General features: G+C 58.8%; 8 protein-coding genes. All 8 read left to right on the top strand.

What is annotated here, in order from left to right; all coding sequences use genetic code 11:
- Positions 1-1008 (top strand): galactose-1-phosphate uridylyltransferase, encoded by a 1008-nt coding sequence (galT, locus tag KGL31_13530; protein ID MDE2322912.1) that lies wholly within the window; start codon positions 1-3, stop codon positions 1006-1008.
- A 91-nt stretch (positions 1009-1099) separates the two neighbouring features.
- On the top strand, positions 1100-3532 hold the full coding sequence (gene ppsA, locus KGL31_13535; protein MDE2322913.1) for a phosphoenolpyruvate synthase: 2433 nt from the start codon (positions 1100-1102) through the stop codon (positions 3530-3532).
- Positions 3533-3590: 58 nt separating this feature from the next.
- Complete coding sequence (locus KGL31_13540; protein MDE2322914.1) at positions 3591-4109, top strand: Hsp20 family protein; 519 nt, start codon at positions 3591-3593, stop codon at positions 4107-4109.
- A 139-nt stretch (positions 4110-4248) separates the two neighbouring features.
- Entirely contained in the window at positions 4249-4734 is a 486-nt protein-coding gene (locus KGL31_13545) for a YbaK/EbsC family protein (protein MDE2322915.1), read from the top strand.
- Between the two features lie 329 nt (positions 4735-5063).
- Entirely contained in the window at positions 5064-6806 is a 1743-nt protein-coding gene (gene pgm / locus KGL31_13550) for a phosphoglucomutase (alpha-D-glucose-1,6-bisphosphate-dependent) (protein MDE2322916.1), read from the top strand.
- Between the two features lie 68 nt (positions 6807-6874).
- Positions 6875-9421 (top strand): alpha-glucan family phosphorylase, encoded by a 2547-nt coding sequence (gene glgP, locus KGL31_13555; GenBank protein MDE2322917.1) that lies wholly within the window; start codon positions 6875-6877, stop codon positions 9419-9421.
- A 221-nt stretch (positions 9422-9642) separates the two neighbouring features.
- Positions 9643-11181, top strand: a complete 1539-nt coding sequence (gene zwf, locus KGL31_13560) for a glucose-6-phosphate dehydrogenase (protein MDE2322918.1) — start codon at positions 9643-9645, stop codon at positions 11179-11181.
- The coding region (locus KGL31_13565) for a site-2 protease family protein (protein ID MDE2322919.1) at positions 11178-11722 on the top strand (545 nt) is incomplete at its 3' end. The genes zwf and KGL31_13565, both read left to right, overlap by 4 nt.

Genomic DNA, 11722 nt, shown 5'->3' on the forward strand with positions numbered 1-11722 from the left:
ATGTCGGAGTTCAGACAGGATAAGGCGACGCGGGAGTGGATCGTGATCGCCACTGAACGGGCCAGACGCCCGGACGATTTCCGAGTGGAGCGGAGCCCGAGAGATCCGACTTTACCCGAAGAGTCTTGCGCATTCTGCCCTGGTAACGAAGCCATGACACCGCCGGAGTTTATGGCCTACCGCCACGGAGGCGAGGCGAATGGCTCGGGCTGGTGGATCCGGGTGGTGCCGAACAAGTACCCCGCCCTCACCCCGCAGGGAAGTCCGGATCGGTGGATGGCCGAAGGGTTCTTTCGGAAGATGGACGGCGTCGGACGACACGAAGTGATCATCGACGGTCCACGTCACGACCGCCCTCTTCCACTGATGGACGACCAGCAGGCGGAGGAGATCCTCTGGGTCTATCGGGAACGCTTTCTGGTGCTGCAACAGGATGCTCGGATCAAGCTGATCATCATTTTCAAGAATCACGGCCTGGCGGCCGGCAGCTCAATCCAACACCCGCATTCGCAGATCATCGCAACCTCGGTGGTCCCGCTCAATATTCGTAACAAGCTGTACGAGGCGGCCCGCTACTACGACGAACATGGGCGGTGTGTCTACTGCGATATGGTGCGTGAGGAACTGCAGGACGGCAAGCGGATCGTGATGGAGAATGAGGCGTTCGTCGTGTACCACCCATTTGCGTCGCGAGTGCCGTTTGAAACCTGGATCGTCCCGAAGGCCCACGAGGCGTGCTTTGCCCTGATTCCGCCTCATGAATCGAAAGTGTTTGCGCGTACTCTAAAGAGCGCATGGGCGGGGCTCCATTCGGCGCTGAACGATCCGGATCTCAACTATGTGCTCCATACCCGGCGCAGTGTGCACGAGGTGAGCGAGTCGTATCACTGGCACCTGCAGATCATGCCTCGTTTTACCACTGCGGCCGGGTTCGAGCTGGGGTCGGGAATCTATATCAATACAGCGTTACCTGAGGAGACAGCGGCATTCTTACGCGAGTACGAGTAGAAGGATCGAGCAGGCTGTGTCTCGGCGTCATACCCTGGCAATGACACGTTCACGAAGGCGATTCTACGATATCTGGTCGAGAGGATAGGCGATGCAGGCGGAGACGTTAGTATGCTGGTTTGATGCGATCGATCTCGCCGACATCCCGACGGTAGGCGGCAAGAATGCGTCGCTCGGCGAGATGTATCAACACCTCAAGGCGCTTGGCGTTCGGGTTCCCTACGGGTTCGCCATTACAGCCGCCGCCTATCGGCGCTTCCTTGGAGAGAGTGGTTGCGAGGCGAAGATCAGGGCGCAACTGAAAGAGCTGAATACGGCTGACATCCTGAATCTACGCGCCCGTGGAGAGGCGATCCGGACGATCATCCTCGAGGCTTCGCTGTCGCTTGTACTTCAGAACGAGATCGTAGCCGCCTATGAGAGATTGTGCGCGGAGTATGGGCCGAACACCGACGTGGCAGTGCGGAGCAGTGCCACCGCCGAGGATCTGCCAGATGCCAGCTTTGCCGGTCAGCAGGAGACCTATCTGAATGTCCATGGGATCCCAAGTCTGCTGGAGGCCTGCCGGAAGTGCTTCGCCTCGCTCTTTACCGATCGCGCGATCGCCTATCGTGAAGAGAAGAGATTTGACCATCTGAGCGTGGCCCTTTCCATCGGGGTGCAGAAGATGGTCCGTTCAGACCTTGGGGCAGCCGGCGTCATGTTCACCGTCGATACGGAAACCGGTTTCCGCGATTGTATCCTCATCAATGCCTCATATGGCCTTGGCGAGAGTGTGGTCCAGGGCTCGGTAACGCCGGATGAGATGTACGTGTTCAAGCCCACGCTGCTCAAGGGTTTCCGCCCGATCCTCCAGCGGACGCTGGGGAGCAAAGAATGGAAGCTGGTGTACGATGAGGGAGGAAGCAAACAGACCAGGAATGTCCCAGTTCCTCGTGAGGATCGTCAGCGCTTCGCTATTGACGACGACGAGATCCTCCAACTCGCCCGCTGGGGGTGCGCCATCGAGGCGCATTACACCCGGAAGAGCGGCAAGTATACGCCGATGGACATCGAGTGGGCCAAGGATGGCCGGAGCGGTGAACTGTTCATCCTGCAAGCCCGCCCGGAAACGGTGCAATCGGTCAAACGAATCGATCTATTGCGGGTCTATCGACTCGAGGAGACCGGGGTACCGGTCGTGGTCGGCAAGAGCGTGGGAGAGATGATCGGGCAGGGAAAGGCCCGCATTATTACGGACCCGCGCCATATGGAGCGGTTTCATGATGGCGAGGTCCTGGTGACCGATAAGACCGATCCGGACTGGGTACCGATCATGAAGAAGGCGACTGCGATCGTGACCAATCGCGGTGGGCGGACCTCGCATGCGGCTATTGTCAGTCGCGAGCTGGGGATACCGGCAGTCGTTGGGACCGCACAGGGCACACAGGTGATCGGCGACGGAGACGAGATTACCGTTTCGTGCGCAGAGGGCGATGCCGGGTATGTATATCGCGGTCGGCTCAAGTTCAGCGTTCGGGAGATCGATCTGGGCAAGCTCGACCGCCCCAGGACCAGGATCATGCTGAACGTGGCCAATCCGCAGGAGGTTTTCAGTCTGGCGGCCATTCCCAACGACGGGGTCGGTCTGGCGAGAGTCGAGCTAATCATCGGTCATGCCATCCGGATCCATCCGATGGCATTGGTTCGCTATGACACGCTGACCGATCAGGCGGCCAGGGCCGAGATCGAGCTGCTGACCGGCGCCTATGTCGACAAGCCGCAGTATTTCGTGGACAAGCTGGCGGAAGGGGTGGGGATGATTGCGGCCGCCTTCTACCCCAAGGATGTGATCGTCCGCCTCAGTGACTTCAAGACGAACGAGTACGCCAACCTGATCGGCGGTCAGGAGTTCGAGCCGACGGAGGAGAATCCTATGCTGGGTTTTCGCGGCGCTTCCCGCTATTACAGCGACCGGTATCGGGAGGGTTTCGCCCTGGAATGCCGCGCCATGTTGAAGGTGAGAGAGGAAATGGGCTTGACCAACGTTAAGCTGATGATCCCCTTCGTCCGTACAGTGACGGAAGGCGAAAAGGTCCTGGCGGAGATGGCGAAGCACGGACTCACACGCGGAGAGAACGGTCTTGAGGTCTATGTGATGTGCGAGATTCCCAGCAACGTCCTGCTCGCCGAGGAGTTTGCCGCGATCTTCGACGGCTTTTCCATCGGATCAAACGATCTGACCCAGTTGACGCTGGGGGTTGACCGGGATTCGGAACTGGTCGCCCCGATCTTCGATGAGCGGAATCGTGCCGTCAAGAAGCTGATCGCGTCGGTGATCGCGATCGCGCGAGCGCGTGGCAGAAAGATCGGTATCTGCGGCCAGGCGCCAAGCGACTATCCGGAGTTCGCTCAGTTCCTGGTCGAGGAAGGGATCGACAGCATCTCGCTCAATCCGGACGCGGTCATGAAGATGACGGCGAAGGTGTTAGAGATTGAGCACACGACGGCGGTCGAGCAGATGGGGTTGTCGACTGTCCGGTGATAGCCTGGTGGTACGTTCCCGCAGTTGACCCAGGTAGCAGTTCACAAGGAGGTGAGAGATGGCAGATCAGAAGGTTCCGGTCAAGTCGGTCAAGAATATCGGTTCACTGCTCAGCGAGTTACTGGAGATTGAGCGACGGGTGGCTGAGCGCGCCCATGAGCTTTTCAGGGATCAAGGTTGGCAGGCCGGCCGCGAGGATGAGTATTGGTTGCAGGCTGAGAAGGAGCTTCTGTGGCGGCCCTGCGCGGAGCTGATTGAGACCGACAGAGAGCTTCGAGCCAGCTTTGCTCTGGCCGGCCTCACTGCTAAAGATGTAAAGGTGCTGGTCGAACCCAATCACCTGACGGTGCGAGCGGTCACACAACACGAAGATAGGAAGGAAGAGGGGACCTGCCACTTTTGCGAGTTTCATCGAGGAGAACTCTACCGGTCAATGGCGTTGCCGAGTACCGTCATTCCGGAGAAGGCTCAGGCAGAGGTGAAAGAGGGTATGCTGACGGTGATCCTTCCCAAGGGGAAGGCGCCTGTCGCCAAGAAGATCCGGATTAAGAGAGCGTCAGCGAGAACGCAAGGGTAATCGAGGAGTGAGCGAGCCAACGATCTCAATGAACGAAACCTGTCGCTATCAGTCAAGGTCGGGTCGGGTGTAGGCCATCGTAAAGGCATGCGGAGGCCTCGGAAAAAGAGACTATCGCCTGCGGGCAGGAGGTGCGATCATGACAATTCCAGCACGGGTTCGCGAGTGGTTGGATCAGCAGCAGGTACGGTACGAGATCATTCCCCACAGGGAGGTATACACGGCTCAGGAGGTGGCCGGCGCCACCCACATCCCCGGTCGGGCCTATGCCAAGGTGGTCATTCTGAAAGGGCAGCAGGGCCTGATGATGGCGGTCCTGCCGGCTATGTGCCGATTGGACATCGTTCGGATGCGGCATGTCATGAACGACAGTACGGCGAGCCTGGACCCGGAGGCCGATTTCGCAAAGATATTTACCGGATGCGAGCCGGGGGCTATGCCTGCCTTCGGCAACCTCTACGGGGTCCCGGTGTACTGCGATCAGCACTTGATGAAGGAGACGACGATCGCCTTCCCAGCGGGAAGCCACCACGAGGTAATTCGAATTGCGTCCAAGGACTTTCTCCGGATAACGGGCGCTCAGGTGCAGGAGATATGCACGATTGTGCACGAACAGGCCGCGTGAATTGAGTACAGGAAGGCTCGGGCGGCAGGTCTCGCTTTCAGAGAGCGGGAACCCCCTGGAGTAGTGTGATGCACTGAAGGCGGAACAGGTAGCAGCCGGCAAAGAGACGCAGACGAACAATTCCAGCGTCTAGCGCCATGCGCAGTCTCTGTGGCCCCTTGGGCGAAAGTGCCTTAAGGGGCCGTTTCGCCCTTAAGGGCGAGAGGCGGCATCTCAGAGGCCTTTCGCGTCAAGTCCATTTTCACCGACTACTGCGGCGGCGCGCTTAGGCTCAGCGCGATGATGGAGCTTCCGATTTGCAGTGCTGCACCCGGTATAGGAGACTTCGAATGAATAGCTCGGAAGATAAGGCCCCGAAAGTAAGCCCTCTTGCAGGAAGGCCCGCCGAACCATCGATGCTCCTCAACGTATCCAAGCTTGTCACCGCTTACTACACGGAGGCGCCTGACCCTTCGATACCGGAGCAGCGGGTTGCGTTCGGCACATCAGGACATCGTGGTTCCTCTTTCGAAAAGGCTTTCAACGAATGGCATATTCTCGCCATCAGTCAGGCCATTTGCCTGTACCGGGAGCAGAAGAAGATCGATGGCCCGTTGTTTCTCGGCATGGACACGCATGCGCTCTCCGTATCGGCTCTTGCCAGCGCGCTTGAGGTGCTGGCGGCAAATGGGGTGGAAGTCATGATCGCGCAGGGGGATGAATATACCCCGACGCCCGCCGTTTCCCACGCGATTCTCACGTACAACCGCGGGCGAAAGATAGGACTCGCCGACGGCATCGTCATCACGCCGTCACACAATCCGCCACATGACGGCGGGTTCAAATATAATCCCCCAAACGGCGGGCCGGCAGAATCCGCCGTCACCGCCTGGATTGAGGCGAAGGCAAACGAGTTTCTCGAGAATGGCCTTCTGGGTGTGAAAAGGATTCCTTTCGAGAAAGCGCTTCGCGCCCCCACGACGCACCGGCACGACTATCTCAATACTTACATTAGTGATCTCGCCAACGTGCTCGATATGGACGCCATTCGCGGCGCGAAGATCAACCTGGGGGTTGATCCGCTCGGCGGCGCAGGGGTCCACTACTGGGGGCCGATTGCCGAGCGCTACGGGTTAAACCTTACGGTCGTGAACGAAGCCGTCGATCCGACCTTCCGTTTTATGACTGTGGATTGGGACGGCCAGATCCGGATGGACCCATCCTCGCCCTATGCGATGCAGAGGTTAATCGGCCTGAAGGATCGCTTCGATGTCGCTTTTGCCTGCGATACCGACCACGACCGACACGGAATTGTCACCCGAAGTGCGGGATTACTGCCGCCCAATCATTACCTTTCCGTGGCCATCTTCTACCTCTTCCAACATCGGCGGAAGTGGCGCGAGGAAGCAGCAGTCGGAAAAACGGTGGTGAGCAGCCAGATGATTGATCGCGTCACCGCGAAGCTGGGGCGAAAGCTCTATGAAGTACCGGTCGGATTCAAGTGGTTCGTGGACGGCCTGCTCGACGGTTCACTTGGCTTCGGTGGCGAGGAGAGCGCGGGGGCTTCCTTTGCTCGTCTGGATGGCACCGTTTGGACGACGGATAAAGACGGAATCGTTCCAGCTCTGCTCTCGGCGGAGATCGCAGCTCGGATGGACCGCGATCCCGGCGAAATTTACCGCAATCTCACGCGTGAGTTCGGTGAACCTGCCTATGACCGCGTTGAGGCGCCAGCCACTCCGGATCAAAAGGAACTGTTGGCGAAACTGTCACCCCAGCAGGTTCGGCTCACAGACTTGGCTGGCGAAAAAATCCAGGCTGTCCTCACCCACACGTCAGGTAACGGCGCTCCCATCGGCGGCTTGAAGGTAATAGCCGAAAGCGGATGGTTCGCTGCGCGTCCGTCAGGAACCGAAAATATCTACAAGATCTATGCGGAGAGCTTCCGGGGATCGGAACATCTGCGCTGCATTGTGGAGGAGGCGCAGACGATTGTCAGCGATGCTTTGGCGGCGGCGATGCCGGAGCGGGGCAAAGGTTGCGCGTCGTCGATTCTTCACCAACGGATAGCAAGCGAAGCCAAGGAAGAGTAGCGTGGCGAGGGGAAACCCTAACTGACGCCTTCGACGATTCGGTGCAGAGCAAATGTGAAGGAGAAACTATGAGCAAACACACCCGTGCCAGCCATCCAATCTACAGCCTTCTCCCCATGGAAGTCGAGGGGTTCGATTCCCTTGCCGAGCTGGCCCTGGATATGCGCTGGTCGTGGAATCATGCTACCGACAAAATATGGCGGCAGCTTGATCCCGAACTATGGGAAATCACGCATAACCCCTGGGTTGTCTTGCAGACGGTCTCGCGAGACCAACTCGAGCGCGTGCTGGCCGATCCCGCCTTCCGCAAGAACATTGCTGACCTGCTGCGAGCCAAGCGTCACGCGGCGGAGGCGCCGGCGTGGTTTCAGCAGAAGCATCCACAGGCCCCCCTGACCTGTGTCGCCTATTTCAGCATGGAATTTATGTTGAGCGAAGCGCTGCCCATCTACTCGGGCGGGCTGGGCAATGTAGCCGGCGATCAGCTCAAAGCCACCAGCGATCTGGGCGTACCAGTGGTCGGCGTCGGGCTGCTGTACCAGCAAGGCTATTTTCGCCAGGTGATCGACAAAGACGGAGCGCAACAGGCCCTCTTCCCGTACAACGATCCCGGACAGTTGCCGATCACGCCGTTGCGCCAAGCGAACGGCGAGTGGTTGCGGTTGGAGATCGCCTTACCTGGTTACTCGGTCTGGCTGCGCGCCTGGCAGGTCCAGATCGGCAAAGTGAAACTGTACCTGCTGGATAGCAATGACGCGGCGAACTTCCCCGCTCATCGAGGGATTACCAGCGAGCTGTATGGCGGCGGACCGGAGCTGCGCCTCAAGCAAGAACTGCTCCTGGGGATCGGCGGATGGCGACTGCTTGGCGCGCTTGGTATCCAGCCGGAAGTCTGTCATCTGAATGAAGGGCATGCGGCCTTTGCCGTGTTGGAACGCGCCTGCAGTTTCATGCAAGAGACCGCGCAGCCCTTCGAAGTCGCGCTGGCCGTCACGCGAGCAGGGAACCTCTTCACGACCCACACGGCAGTCGCCGCAGGTTTTGACCGTTTCGCCCCGGCCCTCATCGAGCAATACCTCGGTGGGTATGCCAAGCAGAAGCTCGATATAACACTCTACGATTTGCTGGCCCTTGGCCGCCAGAACCCGAACGACTCATCGGAAAGCTTCAACATGGCCTATCTGGCAATCCGGGGGAGCGGGGCGGTGAATGGGGTGAGTCGCTTGCATGGGAAAGTCAGCCGGCAGCTCTTTGCGCCCCTTTTTCCCCATTGGCCGACGGACGATGTGCCCGTCGGACATGTGACCAACGGAGTCCACATGCCGACCTGGGACTCGGCCCCGGCCGATGATCTGTGGACGGACGCCTGTGGAAAGGACCGCTGGCTGGGGACGACGGAAACGCTGGAGCAGGACATTCGCTGCGTCTCAGACGCCTGCCTTTGGCAATTTCGTACCGCCGCCAGCAGGTCTCTTGTTGAATACGCTCGCGAGCGATTGTCCAGACAACTGGCTGCCTCCGGCGCATCGGCCGAGGCGGTTGAGGGGGCGAAACATCTATTCGATCCTCACGCATTGACGCTGGGCTTTGCGCGCCGCTTCGCGACCTACAAGAGGCCGAACCTGCTGCTGCACAATCCGGCGCGTTTGCTGCGCCTTTTGACCAATCCTGAGCGCCCGGTGCAACTCATCATCGCTGGTAAGGCCCACCCAGAGGACCGGGCGGGGCAGGCCTTGATCCATGAATGGATACAGTTCATCCGCCAGCCAGAGACCCGACCCCACATCGTCTTTCTGAGCGACTACGACATGCTGTTAACGGAGCACCTGGTGCAGGGGGTAGACGTCTGGATCAACACGCCACGGCGACCCTGGGAGGCAAGCGGAACGAGCGGCATGAAGGTGCTCGTGAATGGCGGCATCAATTTGTCGGAGTTGGACGGCTGGTGGGCGGAAGCCTACACGCCTGAAGTGGGGTGGGCGTTGGGGGACGGCCAAGAGCATGGCGACGATCCCGCTTGGGACGCTGTCGAAGCCGACGGGCTCTACGACCTGCTCGAGCGGGAGGTGATCCCGGAGTTTTATACCCGAAACGAGAGCGGCATTCCCATCGCATGGGTCAAGCGGATGCGGGAAAGCATGACGCGCTTGACACCGCGCTTCTCCGCCAACCGCACAGTGTGCGAATACACCGAGCAACATTACCTCCCGGCTGCAGCCGCCTACTGTACGCGCGCTGCCGGTAAAGGCGCAGTGGGCAGGAAGATAGTCAATTGGGAACATACCCTGAAAGAAATATGGGGTACGCTGAGCTTCGGCGACGTAAAGGCACAGACAAATGTGGCCCAGCACATCTTTGAAGCAGAGGTGTATCTCAATGAACTCGATCCGAACGTCGTGCGAGTCGAGCTATATGCCGAAGGAATCAATGGCAGCAGTCCGATCCGACAGGAGATGACGTGCGTTCGGCAATTGCCCGGCGCGTCGGGCGGCTACGTGTACACCGCGGCTGTGTCTGCGGACCGTAGGGTGGAGGATTACACGGCGCGAGTGATACCACATTGCTCCGGCGTTGCGGTTCCTCTGGAAGCCGTTCACATCCTATGGCAGCGCTGATCTTATTGGAGCCAATGCGATGAGAACTGCTCAACTGCAACAACGGCATGAAACTGGCGAAGTGGCTGCATTATCCGCGCTGCGTGCTGGAAGATATCTGCGCGTCGTTCCACACCAGGCGTGATCTGCCGAATGTGCAGCTTGCTCCATACTTGTCACGCAAGTGAGCGGACCAATGCCAAGAGCACGCTTCACACGAAATGGGAGAAGGAGTAAGAATTATGAAAACCAATGACCAACCCGAGCCGACGGTGTTCGTCATTTTTGGCGGCGCCGGTGACTTGACCTGGCGAAAGCTTGTGCCGGCCTTGTTTGACCTCTCCCAGGACCGAAGCATGCCTGCTGATTTTTCGGTCATCGCCGTGGATCGCGTTGACTTGAGCGACGAAAAGCTGCGTCGGCGTCTCCACGACGGCGTCAAGAAATTTTCGCGCCAAGGAATGGCGAAAACCGGCGAATGGGGCGAGTTTGCCGGGCATATCCGCTACCAGCAGGGCGATTTTAAGAATCTTCAAACTTATAGAACTCTGGGCGAACAATGCGCCAAGCTGGAAAAGCAATGGGGCGCCAAGGTCCATCGCATCTTCTACATGGCCACACCGCCGAGCATGTTCGGCGAAATCCCGAAATATCTCGGCAAGGCCGGGTTGGCGCGTGACCGGGAATGGGCGCGGATTGTGGTCGAGAAACCGATCGGCTATGACCTGGAATCCGCCCGCAAGTTGAACGGCATCCTCGCAGACAGCTTCGCGGAATCCCAGATCTTCCGGATCGATCATTATCTGGGCAAGGAGACCGTGCAAAACATTCTGGCGTTTCGCTTTGCCAATCCACTCTTCGAGCCCATATGGAATCGCCGTTACGTGGACTGCGTGACCATCACCGTCGCCGAAGAGGTGGGTGTCGTGCATCGCGGCGGCTATTACGATCGGGCGGGCGCGCTACGCGACATGGTGCAAAATCACCTTATGCAACTGTTGTGTTTGGTAGCAATGGAACCGATGGTGTCCTTCGATGCCGACGAGATTCGCAACAAGAAAGTGGATGTGCTCCACGCGGTTCGTCCGATTCATCATGACGCGGTCCATCAGTACGTGGTGCGCGGGCAGTACGGCAAAGGCTGGATCGGCGGCAAGAGCGTGTGCGGGTATCGTGAAGAAGACGACGTGTCCCCCGATTCCCAAACGGAGACGTTTGTGGCGCTGAAGTTGTTCCTCGACAACTGGCGCTGGCAGGACGTCCCATTTTATCTCCGCACAGGCAAACGCCTCACACGACAGGTGTCGGAAGTGGCCATCCAATTTCGCGCAGTGCCGCATCAGGCGTTTCCGCCTGAGGCCACCCTCGACTGGCAACCGGCCCGCCTGGTTATGTCGATCCACCCTGACGAAGGCATCGTACTGCGCTTTCAGGCAAAGCACCCGGGGCCAAAAATGAGTCTACGCACGGTGGAGATGCAGTTCAATTATCAGGATACGTTCGCCGCGCGGTCGCCCGACGCTTATGAGACCTTGCTCTGGGACGTGATGAAGAACGACGCCACGTTATTCATGCGCGCCGATCAAGTCGAGGCAGCGTGGCGGTTGCTGATGCCGGTGCTCGATGTGTGGGCGGCTGCACCGCCTGGTGATTTCCCGAATTACGCCGCCGGTACCTGGGGACCAGAAGCTGGGCAAGGGCTGCTTGCCCAACAAGGACATAGTTGGGCGCTTCCCATGGAATCGGTCGGAAGGCGCACCAAGCAGGGAACACGCGCATGACCCGACATAACATTCCGTTAGGCAAGATTCTGGGGATTTCGATTGGTGTGGATTACTCCTGGTTTGTGATCGTTGCGCTGCTCACTTGGATGCTGGCGGGAAATTACTATCCTACCGAGTTCAAGGACTGGCCGCCGCCGCTCTATTGGCTCATGGGTGCCGTAACGGCCATTATCTTTTTTGTGAGCATATTACTCCATGAGTTGGGGCACTCCGTGGTAGCCCTGCGATACCATATTCCGGTACGCAGCATCACGCTGTTTCTTTTCGGAGGTGTCGCTCAAATCGGAGCGGAACCACCCAGCGCGATCGCCGAGCTTCTCGTCGCGATTGCGGGCCCCCTTGTGAGCCTGGCTCTGGCAGGCTGCTTCTACGTGGTGCAGCCGGTGGTGTCAGGCATGGAACCCCTCTTAGGTCTGGCCAAGTATCTGGCCTATATCAACCTGGTCGTCGTGTTGTTTAATCTGATCCCCGGTTATCCACTCGACGGAGGCCGTGTGTTCCGCGCCATCGTATGGGCGATCACGAAAAATATGCGCCG

It is taken from the genome of Candidatus Methylomirabilota bacterium, from assembly GCA_028870115.1.
Lineage (GTDB): Bacteria > Methylomirabilota > Methylomirabilia > Methylomirabilales > Methylomirabilaceae > Methylomirabilis.

Bases quoted from the DNA above. Each gene is read 5' to 3' on its own strand.
- galT (MDE2322912.1), top strand. From the start codon at position 1: ATGTCGGAGTTCAGACAGGATAAGGCGACGCGGGAGTGGATCGTGATC.
- ppsA (MDE2322913.1), top strand. From the start codon at position 1,100: ATGCAGGCGGAGACGTTAGTATGCTGGTTTGATGCGATCGATCTCGCC.
- KGL31_13540 (MDE2322914.1), top strand. From the start codon at position 3,591: ATGGCAGATCAGAAGGTTCCGGTCAAGTCGGTCAAGAATATCGGTTCA.
- KGL31_13545 (MDE2322915.1), top strand. From the start codon at position 4,249: ATGACAATTCCAGCACGGGTTCGCGAGTGGTTGGATCAGCAGCAGGTA.
- pgm (MDE2322916.1), top strand. From the start codon at position 5,064: ATGAATAGCTCGGAAGATAAGGCCCCGAAAGTAAGCCCTCTTGCAGGA.
- glgP (MDE2322917.1), top strand. From the start codon at position 6,875: ATGAGCAAACACACCCGTGCCAGCCATCCAATCTACAGCCTTCTCCCC.
- zwf (MDE2322918.1), top strand. From the start codon at position 9,643: ATGAAAACCAATGACCAACCCGAGCCGACGGTGTTCGTCATTTTTGGC.